Here is a 15,148-nt window from a genome sequence, read left to right on the forward strand (position 1 = left end):
GCCCCGGTGGCATAGAATCGCGGCATAGCAGGGAGGCGCGCATGACCGACACGATCACCTTCTGGACCAATCCGCAGTCGCGCGGACGCATCGCACGCTGGATGCTGGAAGAGGTTGGCCAGCCCTATGAGGCGATCCCGCTGGAGTTCGGCCCGCCGATGAAGACGCCCGACTATCTGGCGGTGAACCCGATGGGCAAGGTTCCGGCGATCCGCCATCGCGGCCATGTCGTGACCGAAGGCGCCGCCATCTGCGCCTATCTCGCCGAGACCTTCCCCGAGGCCGGACTGCAGGGCGAAGATCGCGCCGCCTACTGGCGCTGGCTGTTCTTCGCCGCCGGTCCGGTGGAGCAGGCGGTGACGAACAAGGCCCTTGGCTTCGGCGTGCCCCAGGAACGCGAGGGCATGGTCGGCTACGGCAGCTTCGCCCGCGTGATGGATACGCTGGAGGTTGCCGTTTCAGCGACCGATTTCATCGCCGGGCCGCGGTTTTCCGCCGCCGATGTCTATGTCGGTTCGCAGATCGGCTGGGGCCTGATGTTCGGCTCGATCGAGCCGCGCCCCGCCTTCGCCGCCTACTGGGGCCGCATCAAGGACCGCCCCGCCCGCGTCCGGGCGAACGCGCTCGACGAAGCCCTGATGCCCGCGAAAGGATGAACCGATGGCCGATCTGATGACTGCCGATGCCCGCGCCGCCGCCCTGCCCGCCCTGGGCGAGACCGGCTGGGCCGCCGTCGCTGGCCGCGACGCGATCCGCAAGGTGTGGAAGTTCCGCGGCTTTGTCGAGGCCTGGGGGTTCATGTCTTCAGTCGCGCTGGTGGCCGAGAAGCTGAACCACCACCCGGAATGGTCGAATGTCTACAACGTGGTGGATGTGACGCTGACCACGCACGACTGTGGCGGGCTGAGCGAGCTTGACGTCAAGCTCGCCAAACGGATGGACAAGCTCGCCGGACCCGATACAGAGGTGCAGCGCGACCTGACACAGCCGATCGAATGCCTGTGCCAGGTCCGCGCGAAGGCGGCGAAGTAACCGGACGTTCGTTCATATCGTCGCCAGCATGGACTCACCACCCGACAGGTCGCAGGTGCCGGTGCCGACCTCGATATGAAGCACCTCCACCACGCCATCGACAACATACATTGCGTAACGTTTGGACCGGTCGATGAGCCCGCGCGACGGGGCCGAGAAGTCCATCCCGACCGCCTTGGTAAAGGCCGCCGTCGCATCGCCAACCATCGTGATGCCTGCGGCGGTGGCGCCCGTGGATTGCCCCCAGGCGGCCATCACGAAGGGATCGTTGACCGACAGGCAGATGACCTCGTCCACGCCCTTGGCGTCGAACCCGGCCTTGGTGCGGATGAAGCTGGGCACATGCGCGGTCGTGCAGGTGCCGGTATAGGCGCCGGGCAGCGCGAAGATCACCACCTTGCGGCCCTCGGTCAGGCTCGACAGCGCCACCTCTTCGGGCCCGTTCGCCCCCATGCGGACCAGCGTGGCTTCGGGAAGGCGGTCGCCTACAGAAATCGTCATCGGGTCGTTCCTCGTGCGTTGCGTTTCCAGTGGCAAGGCATATAGCCTCCCGGCGGCATCGGACCAGGGATTTCGGAGGGCGCGGCATGGCGGGAATCGTGGTGATCGGGGCGGGTCAGGCTGGGGCGGCGCTGGTGGCGAAGCTGCGCGCGCTGGGCTACGCGGGCGACCTGACGCTGATCGGTGAAGAGCCGGTGCCGCCCTATCAGCGCCCGCCGTTGTCCAAGCAATACCTGCTGAAGGAGATGACGCTGGACCGGCTGTTCCTGCGCGCCGACAGCTTTTACACCGAACACAAGATCACATTGCGCCTCGGCCAGCCGGTGAGTGCCATTGATCGCGCGGCGAAAACGGTGACGGTCGGCGGCGACGCGATCCCCTATGACCAGTTGGCGCTGACCACGGGCTCCAGCCCCCGCCGCCTGCCGGCCGCCATCGGTGGCGCGCTGCCCGGCGTCTACACCGTGCGCACCCTCGCCGATGTCGACGCGATGGCGCCCGAGTTTCGCGCCGGGCGGCGGCTGCTGATCATCGGCGGCGGCTACATCGGGCTGGAGGCGGCATCGGTGGCCGCCAAGCTGGAACTGGACGTGATGCTGGTCGAGATGGCGCCGCGCATCCTGCAACGGGTCGCGGCACCGGAAACCTCGGACTATTTCCGCAAGGCCCACACCGCGCACGGCGTGAACATCCTCGAAGGCGTCGGGCTGGACCGGCTGATCGGCGAGGATCGCGTGACCGGCGCCCGGCTGACGGATGGCCGCGAACTGGCGGTGGATTTCGTCATTGTCGGCGTCGGCATCGCGCCCAATACCGGCCTGGCGCAGGCGGCGGGGCTGGTGCTCGACAACGGCATCGCGACCGATGCGCAGGGGCGCACCTCGGACCCGGCGACCTTCGCCGCCGGCGATTGCGCCTCGTTCCCCTGGAAGGGCGGGCGGCTGCGGCTGGAAAGCGTCGGCAACGCGATTGATCAGGCCGAAGTGGTGGCCGAAAACATGCTGGGCGCGGGCAAAGACTACGCCGCGCAGCCGTGGTTCTGGTCCGACCAGTATGAGGTGAAGCTGCAGATCGCCGGGCTGAACACCGGCTATGACCGCGTCGTGACGCGCATCGACGGCCCTGAGGCGGTGTCGTTCTGGTACTACGGCGGCGACCGGCTGCTGGCGGTGGACGCGATGAACGACCCGCGCGCCTACATGATCGGCAAGCGGCTGATCGAGATGGGCCGCTCGCCCGATCCGGGTGTCATTGCCGACCCATCGATCAACCTCAAGGCGCTGCTGAAGGGGTGAGGATCATCGGCGGCATCCATCGCGGCCTGCATCTGGCCGAGGTCGGCAAGGGCGATGCAGGCGCGCATCTGCGCCCCACCACCGACCGGGTGCGCGAGTCGATCTTCAACCTGCTGATCAACGGCGGCTACGGCAACCCGATCAGCGGCGCCCGTGTGCTGGACCTTTTCGCGGGCACCGGCGCGCTCGGGCTGGAGGCGTTGTCGCGCGGCGCCGCCCACGCCACCTTTGTCGATGACGGCGCGGCCGCGCGCGCGCTGATCCGGCGCAACATCGAGCTGACACGAACCGTCGCTGCGACCGACCTTTACCGCCGCGACGCCACCCGGATCGGCGACAACCGCGGCGCGCCCTTCGGGCTGGTGTTCCTCGACCCGCCCTACGGCAAGGGACTGGGCGAACAGGCGCTCGCCGCCTGCCTCGCGGGCGGCTGGCTTGCACCCGGCGCGCTGATCGTGTGGGAGGACAGCGCGGCCCCGGTGCCGCCCGAGGGGTTCCGGATGCTCGACCAGCGCCGCTATGGCGATACGCTGGTGACCCTGCTCCGCGCCCCCGGCGAGGCCCCGGCATGACCCGCTTCGCCGCCGTCATCCTTGACTGCGACGGGGTGCTGGTCGACAGCGAGCCCATCGCCTTCGATCTGCTCGCCGACGATCTGGCGCGGCACGGGCTGACGCTGACGCATGACCGGCTGGAACGCGATTTCCTCGGCGGCACGATGTTCGACGTGTTCGCCCGCGCCCGCGCCCTCGGCGCCACGCTGCCCGACGGCTGGGTCGCCGACTTCTATGAGCATCTCTATGCGAGGCTGGCCGCGGGCACGCCGCTGGTTCACGGCGTCACGGCCGTGCTCGACGCGCTGGACCGGGCAGCCATTCCCTACGCCGTCGGCTCCAACGGCTCGGACCGCAAGATGCAGGTGACGCTGGGCCAGCATCCGGACGTGCTGGCGCGCCTGCACGGGCGGCTTTTCTCGGGCCAGACCCTTGGTATGCCGAAGCCCGCACCCGACCTTTACCTGCACGCCGCCGCCGCACTCGGCGCCGCCGCCGACCGCTGCGCCGTGGTCGAGGACAGCCCCACCGGCTGCCGCGCCGCCCGCGCCGCCAACATGGCGTGCTTCGGCTTTGCCGCGCGGGGCGACGGCGCCGCGCTGGCCGATGCGGGGGCTACGGTCTTTCACCGCATGGCCGATCTGCCCGCGCTTCTGGGCCTCTGACCCCCAGTTCTTACTGGCGAAGATATCCTCGCCGCAAGCGCAGGCCAGCCGAAACGATCCCGCCTACAGGAAGAACCGCACCACCACCGGCGCCAGCAGCGCCGTCAGCACCGCGTTCATCCCCATGCCCAGTCCCGCGAAGGCGCCCGCCGTTTCATGCACCTGAAACGCCCGCGCCGTGCCGATGCCATGCGCGGCGACCCCCACCGCAAAGCCGCGGGCGCGCCAGTCCTTCACCCGCAGCAGGTTCAGAAGCGGCGTCGCCACCACCGCGCCGATGATGCCGGTCAGGATCACCAGCACCGCCGTCAGCGTGGGCGAACCGCCGAGCGCATCGGAAATGCCCAGCGCAACCGGCGCGGTGGCCGATTTCGGCGCCAGCGAGATCAGCACCGCGCCCGTGATCCCCAGCGCCTTCGCGACGGCGAGCGCCGACACCATCGCGGTCAGCGACCCGGCCAGCAGCCCGGCCAGGATCGGCAGCCAGGCGCGGCGGACGTGGCGCAGGTTGGCGTGCAGCGGCACCGCCAGCGCCACCGTGGCCGGGCCCAGCAGGAAATGCACGAACTGCGCCCCGGCGAAGTAGGTCGCATAATCCGTATGCGTCACGCCCAGCAGCACGGCGAGGATCGCCACCGCGATCAGCACCGGGTTCACGTAAGGCTTGCGCCCCGACACACGGCTGAGGGTGTCGCCGATGCCGTAGGCGACCAGCGTCGCTGTTAGCCACAAGAGCGGCCCCTGGCTCAGGTAGCTCCAGATCTCGGTGAAGTCAGTCATCGCCATCCCCCGTCAGCCGCGCCACCGCCCGAAAGGTCAGCGCCCCTACCGCGATCGCCAGCACGGTTGAAACGATCAGCGCGGCCAACAGCGGCACGCCTTCGGTCGCCAGCAGGTCAAGGTGGCCGACCACCCCCACCCCGGCCGGCACAAAGAGCAGCGACAGGTTGCCAAGCAGACCCTGCGCCACCGGCCGCACCAAGATGGCGATGCGCGGCCATACTGCCAGCGCGACCAGCAACCCTGCCATGCCAAGCACCGGCCCCGGCAGCGGCAGGTGCAACGCGCGGGACAAGACTTCGCCCGCCAGTTGGAAACCCAGGATCAGCCTCAGGGCGGGGATCATCGGCACCTCACAGCGGTTTGCGGAAGGTCAGCGAGGTCGGGCGGTCATAGCCGTCATGCGCCGTGGCGGCGGTCTGCGTGAACCCCATCGCGCGGAAGGCGGCATGGTTTTCGGTCAGTTCCACCCGTGTCTGCAACTCCAACGCAGGCAGACCGATCGCCCGCGCCCGTGCCTCGGCCGTCTCGACCAGCCGCCGCGCCAGCCCCCGGCCGCGCCAGGCTTCGGCCACCGCCAGCTTGCCCAGATACAGGCTCGCCGGCTTCACCGTCAGGAACAGGCAGGCCACCGGGACACCCGCAGCCTCGATCACCCAGACCTCGCCCGCCTCGGCCTGCGCCGCAATCGCGAGCGCGGTCAACGCGTGCATCGACGAGGGCGGGTCGATCCGCCCGTCCATGTCGGCGAACGCCGCCCGGATCAGCCGCAGCACGGCGGCCCAGTCGTAGGCCCCGCTGGCGCGGACCGGTGTCATTTGCGCCGCAATCCGTCGTTCAGATGGACCCAGGGCAGGTGTTCATCCCAATGCACATGCACCGTGGGGCGGTAGCGCGTGGGATCGTCCAGCGAGGCGGCGTAGAAGTGCATCTCGCCGGGGAAGGCGTCAGATCGGAAGGCCATCGGCGTGCCGCAGCGCGGGCAGAATGACCGCTCCACGCCGGGCGACGAGGCATAGGTGGCAGGCGTAGCCCCGGTCCAGCGCCAATGGCCCGTCGCCATGCCGAAGTAGCTGGTGAAGGGCGCCGAGCAGTTGCGGCGGCAGCTTTCGCAATGGCAATGCGCCTGCCACAGCGGTGCCGCGTCGGTCTGATACCGCACCGCGCCGCACAGGCAACGGCCACCGCCCAAGGCGGCGTCAGGCGGCATCGGATCACTGGACATCGGCACCTCCACGGCGGCTGCGCTGTCATTTGGCGGCGGTCCGGCGCTGGCGTCAAGCGCCGCGATGGGCGGAACTGTTCCAACATCTTGTGGATAATCCCCAGCCCATGCGCAGGTGATGGGGTTCATGGTTGACTCGCGGCGGCCCGGACCGGACGATGGCAGTTCAAACGGGAATCATGCGAAAGGGCCCCCCGTGCGGTTCACCCGCCTGCGTCTGAATGGCTTCAAAAGCTTCGTCGACCCGACCGATCTGGTGATCGCGGACGGGCTGACCGGCGTTGTCGGCCCGAATGGCTGCGGAAAGTCGAACCTGCTGGAGGCGCTGCGCTGGGTGATGGGGGAAAACCGGCCCACCGCGATGCGCGGCGGCGGGATGGACGATGTGATCTTCGCGGGCGCCGCGACCCGCCCGGCCCGCAACTTCGCCGAGGTCGCGCTGATCATCGACAACTCGGAACGGCTGGCGCCCTCGGGCTTCAACGATCAGGACCAGTTGGAGATCGTGCGGCGGATCACCCGCGACGCGGGGTCCGCCTACAAGGCCAACACCCGGGATATTCGCGCCCGCGACGTGCAGATGCTGTTCGCCGACGCCTCGACCGGGGCGCATTCGCCCGCGCTGGTGCGGCAGGGGCAGATCGCGGAACTGATCAACGCCAAGCCGAAGAACCGCCGGATGATCCTTGAGGAAGCGGCGGGCATCTCGGGCCTTTACCAGCGGCGCCACGAGGCGGAACTGCGGTTGCAGGCGACCGAGACCAACCTTGGCCGGGTCGATGACCTGCTGGAGCAGATGGCGCAGCACCTGGCGACGCTGGCGCGGCAGGCCCGGCAGGCGGCGCGCTATCGCGAGATCGGCGAGGAACTGCGCCGGGCCGAGGGGATGCTGCTGTTCCGCCGCTGGGCCGAGGCCGATCTGGCTCGGCTGGCGTCCGAGGGTGAGTTGACGGAACGCACGAAGACCGCCGCGCAGGCCGAGGTTGCGGCGCGGCAGGCCGCCAAGGCGCGGGCGGCGCGCGAGGATGCCTTGCCGCCCCGGCGCGAGGAAGAGGCGATCGCGGGCGCCATCGTGCAGCGCCTGACCGTGCAGCGCGACCAGTTGGCCGAGCAGGAGGCCCGCGCCGTGCAGGCCATCGACGCGCTGAAGGCGCGCATCGCCCAGCTTGGCCGCGACATGGAGCGCGAGACGGGCCTGAACCGCGACGCGGGCGAAACCATTCAGCGGCTGGAGTGGGAAGAGGCGCAGATCGCCCGCGCACACGAGGGCCACGAGGATCGGCTGACGGCGGCGGCAGAGGCCGCGCGCGAGGCGGCGGCGGTGTTGCAAGACCGGGAATCCGCGCTGGCCGAGATCACCGAGGATGTCGCGCGGCTGTCCGCCCGGCATCAGTCGGCGCAGCGGATGCTGGCGGATGCGGCCACCACCGTTGCGCGCGGCGAGGCCGAGGCCGCGAAGGCGCGCGACGCCGTGGCGGGGGCCGAGGCGGCGCTGGCGCGCGCGGCCGGGGATTTCGCCGCCGCCGAAGAGGCGCAGGGCAAGGCGGTGGCCCTGGCGCAAGAGGCCGAGGCGGTGCTGGAAGACACCGAAACCGCCCGCGCCACCGAACAGGACCGCGAGGCCGAGGCCCGCGCCCAACGGTCCGAGGCCGAGGGCGAAGCGAACGCGCTGCGCGCCGAGGTGGCGGCCCTCGCCCGGCTGGTGGATCGCGAAAGCCACGCCGGGGATCAGTTGCTCGACCGCCTGACGGTGGCGCCCGGCTATGAAAAGGCGCTCGGCGCCGCGTTGGCCGATGACCTGCGCGCCCCGGTGATCACGGGGGCGCTGCGGTCGGGTTGGGCGGGCTTGCCCGACTACGACGCGGCGCAGCCCTTGCCGGACGGCGCCGCACCGCTGGCGGCACAGGTCGGCGCGCCCGACCTGCTGGCCCGGCGGCTGTCGCAGATCGGGCTGGTCGCGCGCGCGCATGGTGCCCGGCTGCAACCGGCGTTGCGCCCCGGCCAGCGGCTGGTGAGCATCGAGGGCGACCTGTGGCGCTGGGACGGCTTCCGTGCGGCGGCCGAGGATGCGCCCTCGGCGGCGGCGGCGCGGCTGCAGCAGTTGAACCGCCTTGTGGCGCTGAAACGCGATCTGGAGGAGGTCGCGGCGCGGGCCGAGGGGGCGCGGCAGGCGCACGAGGTGCTGCACCGCCGCCTCGCCGACCTCGCCCGTGCCGATCAGGCCGCGCGCGACGCCCGCCGAAGCGCCGACGCCCGCGTGACCGAGGCGGGCCGCGCGTTGTCGCGCGCCGAGGCCGATCGGTCGATCACCGGGGGCAAGCTCGAATCCGCCCGCCTCGCCGTCGCCCGGCACGAGGACGAGGCGCTGGCCGCCCGCGCCCGGTTGCGCGAGGCCGAGGCGGCGATGGCCGGTCTGGCTGACCTTGCCCAAGCGCGCGCGGCGGTGGAGCAGGTGCGCACCACGGTCGAGGCCGCGCGGCTGACGATGCTGACCCGCCGTTCCTCGCACGATGAAACGCGGCGCGAGGGCGAGGCGCGGGTGCGCCGCCGACAAGACATCGGGCGCGAGGTCGCGGGCTGGCGGCAACGGCTGGATACGGCCGAGCGGCGGATCGCCGAACTGGCCGAACGCCGCGCGGAAAGCGCCGATGAACTGGAGGAGGCCAGCGCCGCGCCCGAGGAAATCGCGATCAAGCGCGAGGAACTGTCGGACGCCATCGCCACCGCCGAAGCGCGGCGCGCCAAGGCTGCCGATGCGCTGGCCGAGGCGGAAACCGCGCTGCGCGGGGCACAGGACGCCGAGCGCGAGGCCGAGCGTCACGCCGGCGAGGCGCGCGAGGCCCGCGCCCGGTCGGAAGCCCGCGCCGAGGCCGCGCGCCAGACCGAAGCCGCCGCCGCCGACCGCATACGCGACGAGGCCGAGACCGACCCCGAGACGCTGCTGGCGCAGATCGGCGTCGCACCCGACCGCATCCCGCCCTTGGAGGCGCTGGAGGCCGACGTGAACCGCCTGAAACGGCAGCGCGAGGCGCTGGGCGCCGTCAACCTGCGCGCCGAGGAGGACGCCCGCGCCGTGCAGGACGAACACGACACCCTGGCCCGCGAAAAGGCCGATCTGGCCGAGGCGGTGAAGAAGCTGCGCGCGGGCATCGCCGGGCTGAACCGCGAGGGCCGCGAACGCCTGCTGACCGCCTTCGAGCAGGTCAACACCAACTTTGCGATGCTTTTCACCCACCTCTTCGGCGGCGGCGAGGCGCGGCTGGTGCTGGTGGAATCCGACGACCCGCTGGAGGCCGGGCTGGAGATCATGTGCCAGCCGCCGGGCAAGAAACTGTCCACCCTGTCGCTGCTGTCGGGCGGCGAGCAGACGCTCACCGCGATGGCGCTGATCTTCGCCGTCTTCCTCGCCAACCCCGCGCCGATCTGCGTGCTGGATGAGGTCGACGCCCCGCTCGACGACGCCAATGTCACCCGCTTTTGCGACCTGATGGACGAGATGACGCGCCAGACCGACACCCGCTTCCTCGTCATCACCCACCACGCCGTCACGATGGGCCGGATGGACCGTCTTTACGGCGTGACGATGCAGGAACAGGGGGTGAGCCAGTTGGTGTCGGTGGATTTGAAGAAGGCGGAGCAGTTGGTGGCGTGAGGGGCTTCAGCGTTGAAGCCGACGTTCGCGCCCCTTGCCCGGAATCAAGGGCGAAGCCCGCCGGGCAGCGCCCGACCGCCCCTCGGGCGGGCGCTTTCGCAATGATGGTGCGGGGCACAAGGTCGGGGGAGGCCGCACCATGAAGTGCAGACCACCCAAGGCGCAGCGCCCCCCGCGGTCGGGCGCTGCCCTCTGTTTCGGATGGGCCGACAGGACAAGCCACGCAGACAGCCAGCGTAGGGCGGGGTTCACCCCGCCGCGCCGAGATGGCGGGGATCGCCCCGCCCCACGTCATCCCCGCCCCAACCCCGCCACCTTCGCCCGCAACCCAAGCCGTTCCTCCCGCAGCAGCCCGAGCGCCCGCAGCCCCGTCAGCGCCGCGGGCGTCGCCACCTGCGTGCGCAGGTAGAAGTCGCTCAGCACCTCCGGCGCGGCTTCGGCGAGGAAGGCTTGCAGCGGCGGCGCGGCGCGGTAGGCGCCGTGTTCGATGCGGTAGGGCAGGCGCTCCAGCCAGCGTTCGGGGTTTTCTGCGTGGAAGTGCAGCAGCGCCAGCCCCTCGGCAAAGGCCCCGCCGTGCTGTTGGCGGCCCATGAAGCGGGCGGAGTGGATCGCGGGCTCGAACTCCTCGATGCCGGTGCGGAAGAAGCACTTGCCCGCGTTGTGGCCCAGCATCCCCTTGGGCAAGAGGCCCGCATAGGGGCCGTGCAGCGCGGCAAGGTCCGCCGGGTCGTCGCCCTTGCGCAGCGCGCGGCGGAAGTAGCGGCCGGAAAAGATGTCGTCGGGCGCGCCGGGGTCGTGCAGCGCGTCCCACGGCTCCACCCGGATCATCGCGCGGTCGAGGTCGGACAGGATCGGGGCGAGCGGGCGGTCGGGCACCAGAAACTCGTCCACGTCGATGTGCAAAAGCCAGTCGAGCGTCGTTTCGGCATAGATGCGGCGCAGGTTCAGCGACTGGCGGAACTGGTGCGCCTTGGGGCGGTTGCCGCGCAGCGCCTTCCAGTAGGCGGCATCGCAGCGCACCGCCGTGACCCGCTCAAGGCCCGCCAGCGCCTGCGGCCCCGGCGAGTCGGGGTCGTCGAAATGCACCCAGATCTGCGCGGGGCCCAGCGTCAGGTGATGCGCCACGAAGGCCAGCACCTGATCGACCGGCGCCTTCACGGTGGTGACGATGCCCCAGGCCGGGTCGGTCACAGCCCGTCCAGCAGCGCCTGCGTGGGCCAGCCGTCGGCGGGCAGGCCAAGGCGCACCTGTTCCGCCTGCACCGCGGCGCGGGTGGCCGAGCCGAGGATGCCATCGACCTTGCCGACGTCATGCCCGCGCGCAACGAGCTTTTGCTGCAAGGCCGTCATCGCGTCGTCGGACAGCACCGGGTCGGGGTTGCCCGGATCATACTCCGGCGCGCCTTCCAGCCGGGTCGCGAAATAGGCGGCGGTGGTGACGTAGACAAAGCTTTTGTTCCACTGAAACAGCACCTTGTAGTTGTCGAACACGAGGAACGCCGGGCCGTTGCGCCCCTGCGGCAGCAGGACCGAGGCGTCGAGTGCCGCCGAGGGCAGGGCCCCCGTGCGCGCCTTCACCCCCTGCGCCGCCCATTGCGAAACCGTCTGCGTCTTGTCGAGCCCGGTCTTCGACCAGTCGAGCCCGTCGGGCACCCGGATTTCCACCAGCCAGGGCTGATCCGGTTTCCAGCCAAACATCGACAGCATGTGCGCCGCCGACAGGATCGCATCGGGCGCCGAGGTTTTCAGCGTGACCTTGCCGTCGCCGTCGCCATCCACCCCGCGTTCCAGGATGTCCTTGGGCAGCATCTGCACCATGCCGATCTCACCCGCCCAGGCGCCAGTGGTGGTGTCGGGATCGAACTCGCCCTGTTCGTACAGCGTCAGCGCCGCCATCACCTGCGGCTGGAAAATGTCGGGCCGCCGACAGTCGTGCGCCAGCGTCACCAGCGCGTTGCGGGTGTTGAAGTCGCCCTGCACCGCGCCGTAATCCGTCTCGAACGCCCAGAACGACAGCAACATGCCTGCGGGCACGCCGTAATCGTGCTGCGCGCGCTGGAATACGGCAGCGTAGCGTTTGGCGTTGATCGCGCCGCGATCCAGCCGGGCCTTGCTGATCAGATTGTGCGAAAAGTCGATGAAGGTCTTCTTGAAGAAGCCCTGCCCGCGGTCGGCGCGCAGCACCTTGGGGTCTTCCTGCGCCCCGGCGAAGAAGGCATCGACCGCCGCTTTCGGGTGGCCCGCCGCGACGGCCTCGGCCGTCATCGCGTCCAGGAAGGCGGGAAAGCTGCCGCCACAGGGGGCCGCAGCCACTGGGGCGGCCGCCAGCGCGGCCAAAGTCGCTAAAATCGGCAAACGCATGTCATACCCTCGCAATGCCGGGTAACCTTAACCATGCGGGCGGATCAGGCAAGCCTCAGGCGGCGCCCTGCGCGGCCTCGATGCGGAAGATTTCGTCGTAAAGCGCCCAGGTCTCGGCCGCCTCCTCGGGCGACACCTTCTGCGTGACATGGCCGGACTGCACCAGAACATGGTCGCCCACCGCGATCGCCGCGTGCTGCATCAGGAAAAGGCTCGCCGTCCGCTCTTGTCCGCGCGCGGCGCAGCGGGCGGTGAAGCCGTCGATGGCGGTCACCTGCATCGGCACGGCAAGACACATGTGCACGTCCCTCCTGGTGGTCCGGCAAAGCTAATTGATGCCGAAACCGTCATGCGTTGATGCAGATCAAAGACTGAACCCGCCTCGGGGGCGACGGTTGCCGCAGCCGAGGAGATTACAATGACCCTTGTTTCCGGTTCTGTCACTCTTCATCCGGATGCGCCGCCACGACGCGCCGCCGGGCGGGCCGTGGTGTTGGGCATCGGCAATTCCCTGCTGACCGATGACGGTATCGGTGTCCATGTCGCGCAGGCCGTTGCGGCGCTGTGCGATGCGGGCTGGTTGCCGCCGGGCATCCGGGTGCTGGACGGCGGCACCATCGGCCTGTCGCTGCTGGCCGAGATCGACCCCGACGCCATCCTGATCGCCGTCGATGCGATGGAACTGCACGCGCCCCCGGGCACGCTGGCGGTGTTCACCGGCGCGGCGATGGACCGGCAACTGACCGGCAACAAACGGTTCGCACATGAGGTGGCTCTGGCCGACCTGATGCAGGCCGCCGACCTGTCGGGCATCCTGCCCGCCCGCCGCGCGTTGGTCGCCGTTCAGCCCGATGTGACGACCTGGGGTCTGGCCCCCACGTCGGCCGTGGCCGCGACCATCCCCGCCGCGGTAGAGGCGATCCTGACGCTGCTGGAGGACTGGGCCGATGCATGATGACAGCCCCGGCACCGGCATGGCGCAAAGCCTGTTGCGCGAAGTGTCGCGCGCCCTAACCGCGCTGGCCGATACCGGCGCCTGCGATGCGATCGACCTGCGCAGCCTGCCGCTGACCACCGGCGACCGCGCCGATCTGGAGGCGGCTTTGGGGCGTGGCGAAGTCGCCGCGACCTTCGACGCCAGCGGGCAGAGCGAGGTCTGGGAGACGCGCCACCCCGGCGTCTGGTGGGTGCGCCACTTCGGCGGCGACGGGCGCGTGGCGGCGGAAACCATCGAGATCACCCCGATCCCCGACATCCTCGCCGCGCATCCAGACGACATTCGCGCGGGCGCGGCGGTGCTTGCAGCGGAACTGACAGAGGAGACGGCGCATGTCTGACCCCGGCACCATCGGCGAGGCGCTTCTTGCGCGCGGCATCTCACGCCGGTCGCTGTTGAAATACACCGGCTACCTTGCCTCGGTCCTTGCGCTGCCGCCGATGGCGTCACGCGCGATGGCGGATGCGCTGGCCAAGGCGCCGCGCCAGTCGGTGATCTGGCTGTCGTTTCAGGAATGCACCGGCTGCAGCGAGTCGCTGACGCGGTCGTTCAATCCGACGCTCGAAGACATGATCTTCGACCTGATCTCGCTGGATTACCATGAAACCCTGATGGCGGTGTCGGGCGAGGCGGCGGAAGCGGCGATGCAGGCCGCGCGCGACGCCAACAAGGGCAAGTATGTGCTGGTGGTCGATGGCTCGGTCTCGACCGCCGAGGGTGGCATCTATTCGACCAATGCGGGCAAGACCAACCTTGCCACGCTGAAGGAGGTTGCGGCCGATGCGGCGGCGGTGCTGTCGGTCGGCACCTGCGCGGCGTTTGGCGGCATCCCGATGGCGAAACCGAACCCGACCGGCGCGGTCCCGGTGTCCGAGATCGTCACCGACAAGCCGGTGATCAACATCCCCGGTTGCCCGCCGATCCCCGAGGCGATCGCGGGCACCGTGGCCTACATCATCACCTTCGGCAAGCTGCCGGACCTTGACCATCTGAACCGGCCCAAGGCGTTCTTCGGCGACACGATCCACGACCGCTGCTACCGCCGCCCGTTCTACGACAAGGGCCTGTTCGCCAAATCCTTCGACGATGAAGGCGCCCGCAACGGCTGGTGCCTTTACGAGGTCGGCTGCAAGGGCCCGGTGACCTACAACGCTTGTGCAACGCTGAAATGGAACGGCGGCGTCAGCTTCCCGATCCAGTCCGGCCACGGCTGCCTTGGCTGCTCCGAACCCGACTTCTGGGATCGCGGCGGGTTCTACAAGCCGCTTTCCGCCTCGGTCATGGGCAATCCGACGATCATCGGCGGGGCGGCGGTGGCGGGTGTCGTCGCCGGGGCGGCCAGCGTCGCGCTGGCGCGCAAGCGGCGGGCGGAGGCACTGGCGGCACAATCCGCGGCAGCGGCCAAAGCACAGGAGAAGACGCCATGAGCCTGCTCGATTTTGCCCGCGGCCCGGCCATCGAGGTGGCGATGGCGGTGTTCTGCTTTGGCGTGATGTGGCGGCTGATCTCGCTGATGGGGCTGCCCTGGGCGAAGGATCGCAGCGTCAAGCGGGCGGGCACGCCATCGGATTTCAGCGCGGCGGTCAGCGGGTTCATTCGCCATATGTGGGTGCCGAAGGGCCTCGGGCTGACCTCGCGGTTCGCAATCATCAACGGCTATGTGTTCCACATCGGCCTTGCGATCATCGTCTTCGGCTTTGCGCAGCACATCCTGTTCCTGCGCAGCCTCCTTGGCGTCAGTTGGCCGGGCCTGCCGACCAGCGTCATTTCCATCGCCGCCGTCATCACGCTGGGGTCGCTGATCGCGGCGCTGGTGCGTCGGGTCACCAGCCCGGTGATGAAGCTGATCTCGACCATGAACGACTACTTTACCTGGCTAATCACCACGTTGCCGGTGCTGACGGGGCTCCTGGCCGTCAGCCACCTTGGCGCGCGGTATGAAACGCTGCTGGCAATCCACATCTTGACCGTGGCCGCGCTGCTGATCTGGTTCCCGTTCGGCAAGCTGATGCACGCGTTCCTCGTGTTCCTGACCCGTGCCGAGACCGGCATTTCCTACAGCCGCCGCGGCGTGAAAATCTGATCGG

At 69.7% G+C, this 15,148-nt stretch carries 17 protein-coding genes and 1 pseudogene; 10 read left to right on the forward strand and 8 right to left on the reverse strand.

The genetic code is table 11. The features are described 5' to 3' along the window. The first annotated feature begins 41 nt into the window (after positions 1-41). Together AC11WY_RS12290 and AC11WY_RS12295 are read left to right on the forward strand one after the other, a co-directional pair. Positions 42-656: a glutathione S-transferase family protein gene (locus AC11WY_RS12290; RefSeq protein WP_482925856.1), complete on the forward strand. Its 615-nt coding sequence runs from the start codon at positions 42-44 to the stop codon at positions 654-656. A gap of 4 nt (positions 657-660) precedes the next feature. Further along, positions 661-954, forward strand: a pseudogene (locus AC11WY_RS12295) (4a-hydroxytetrahydrobiopterin dehydratase); the annotation flags it as partial. Between the two features lie 90 nt (positions 955-1,044). On the opposite strand, the gene AC11WY_RS12300 reads toward AC11WY_RS12295, so the two are convergent. Further along, entirely contained in the window at positions 1,045-1,533 is a 489-nt protein-coding gene (locus AC11WY_RS12300; RefSeq protein WP_482925858.1) for a redoxin family protein, read from the reverse strand. An 86-nt stretch (positions 1,534-1,619) separates the two neighbouring features. Between AC11WY_RS12300 and AC11WY_RS12305 the strand changes: the two genes are divergently transcribed. Genes AC11WY_RS12305 through AC11WY_RS12315 form a run of 3 tightly spaced genes read left to right on the forward strand, consistent with a single transcriptional unit; the run spans position 1,620 to position 4,047 of the window. Further along, positions 1,620-2,828, forward strand: coding sequence for an NAD(P)/FAD-dependent oxidoreductase (locus AC11WY_RS12305; RefSeq protein ID WP_482925860.1), 1,209 nt, complete (start codon positions 1,620-1,622; stop codon positions 2,826-2,828). Then, positions 2,825-3,400: a 16S rRNA (guanine(966)-N(2))-methyltransferase RsmD gene (rsmD, locus tag AC11WY_RS12310; RefSeq protein WP_482925862.1), complete on the forward strand. Its 576-nt coding sequence runs from the start codon at positions 2,825-2,827 to the stop codon at positions 3,398-3,400. Before AC11WY_RS12305 ends, rsmD begins: the two co-directional genes overlap by 4 nt. Continuing rightward, complete coding sequence (locus AC11WY_RS12315; protein ID WP_482925864.1) at positions 3,397-4,047, forward strand: HAD family hydrolase; 651 nt, start codon at positions 3,397-3,399, stop codon at positions 4,045-4,047. The genes rsmD and AC11WY_RS12315 overlap by 4 nt, the downstream gene beginning before the upstream one ends. A 63-nt stretch (positions 4,048-4,110) precedes the next feature. Here AC11WY_RS12315 and AC11WY_RS12320 read toward each other — a convergent pair whose 3' ends face one another. The 4 genes from AC11WY_RS12320 to AC11WY_RS12335 are packed head-to-tail and all read right to left on the reverse strand — an operon-like array spanning position 4,111 to position 6,052. Next, positions 4,111-4,827 (reverse strand): LrgB family protein, encoded by a 717-nt coding sequence (locus tag AC11WY_RS12320; RefSeq protein ID WP_482925866.1) that lies wholly within the window; start codon positions 4,825-4,827, stop codon positions 4,111-4,113. Further along, a complete protein-coding gene (locus tag AC11WY_RS12325; RefSeq protein ID WP_482925868.1) occupies positions 4,820-5,173 on the reverse strand; it encodes a CidA/LrgA family protein in 354 nt (117 codons plus the stop codon). Before AC11WY_RS12325 ends, AC11WY_RS12320 begins: the two co-directional genes overlap by 8 nt. A gap of 7 nt (positions 5,174-5,180) precedes the next feature. After that, complete coding sequence (locus AC11WY_RS12330) at positions 5,181-5,645, reverse strand: GNAT family N-acetyltransferase (RefSeq protein WP_482925870.1); 465 nt, start codon at positions 5,643-5,645, stop codon at positions 5,181-5,183. Then, positions 5,642-6,052, reverse strand: a complete 411-nt coding sequence (locus tag AC11WY_RS12335) for a GFA family protein (RefSeq protein WP_482925872.1) — start codon at positions 6,050-6,052, stop codon at positions 5,642-5,644. The genes AC11WY_RS12330 and AC11WY_RS12335 overlap by 4 nt, the downstream gene beginning before the upstream one ends. 196 nt (positions 6,053-6,248) lie before the next feature. On the opposite strand from AC11WY_RS12335, the gene smc reads away from it, so the two are divergent. After that, complete coding sequence (smc, locus tag AC11WY_RS12340) at positions 6,249-9,704, forward strand: chromosome segregation protein SMC (RefSeq protein WP_482925874.1); 3,456 nt, start codon at positions 6,249-6,251, stop codon at positions 9,702-9,704. 291 nt (positions 9,705-9,995) lie between these two features. Here the strand turns inward: smc and AC11WY_RS12345 are convergent, their stop codons facing one another. From AC11WY_RS12345 to AC11WY_RS12355, 3 genes are read right to left on the reverse strand one after another with little or no spacing between them, the layout of a single operon-like run. After that, complete coding sequence (locus AC11WY_RS12345; protein WP_482925876.1) at positions 9,996-10,895, reverse strand: glycosyltransferase family 2 protein; 900 nt, start codon at positions 10,893-10,895, stop codon at positions 9,996-9,998. Beyond that, positions 10,892-12,064: a lytic murein transglycosylase gene (locus AC11WY_RS12350; protein ID WP_482925878.1), complete on the reverse strand. Its 1,173-nt coding sequence runs from the start codon at positions 12,062-12,064 to the stop codon at positions 10,892-10,894. The genes AC11WY_RS12345 and AC11WY_RS12350 overlap by 4 nt, the downstream gene beginning before the upstream one ends. Before the next feature lie 55 nt (positions 12,065-12,119). Further along, positions 12,120-12,362, reverse strand: coding sequence for a HypC/HybG/HupF family hydrogenase formation chaperone (locus AC11WY_RS12355; RefSeq protein ID WP_482925880.1), 243 nt, complete (start codon positions 12,360-12,362; stop codon positions 12,120-12,122). Positions 12,363-12,482: 120 nt separating this feature from the next. Here AC11WY_RS12355 and AC11WY_RS12360 point away from each other — a divergent pair, with 120 nt between their 5' ends. The 4 genes from AC11WY_RS12360 to AC11WY_RS12375 are packed head-to-tail and all read left to right on the forward strand — an operon-like array spanning position 12,483 to position 15,144. Then, positions 12,483-13,019 carry a hydrogenase maturation protease gene (locus AC11WY_RS12360; RefSeq protein WP_482925882.1) on the forward strand — a complete coding sequence of 179 codons (537 nt, stop codon included), beginning with the start codon at positions 12,483-12,485 and terminating at the stop codon, positions 13,017-13,019. After that, positions 13,012-13,401, forward strand: a complete 390-nt coding sequence (locus AC11WY_RS12365; RefSeq protein WP_482925884.1) for a hydrogenase expression/formation C-terminal domain-containing protein — start codon at positions 13,012-13,014, stop codon at positions 13,399-13,401. Before AC11WY_RS12360 ends, AC11WY_RS12365 begins: the two co-directional genes overlap by 8 nt. Then, positions 13,394-14,488: a hydrogenase small subunit gene (locus AC11WY_RS12370; RefSeq protein ID WP_482925886.1), complete on the forward strand. Its 1,095-nt coding sequence runs from the start codon at positions 13,394-13,396 to the stop codon at positions 14,486-14,488. The genes AC11WY_RS12365 and AC11WY_RS12370 overlap by 8 nt, the downstream gene beginning before the upstream one ends. Beyond that, a complete protein-coding gene (locus tag AC11WY_RS12375) occupies positions 14,485-15,144 on the forward strand; it encodes a nitrate reductase (RefSeq protein ID WP_482925888.1) in 660 nt (219 codons plus the stop codon). Before AC11WY_RS12370 ends, AC11WY_RS12375 begins: the two co-directional genes overlap by 4 nt. Positions 15,145-15,148: the final 4 nt, after the last annotated feature.

The sequence above is a fragment of the Solirhodobacter sp. genome, from assembly GCF_964715405.1.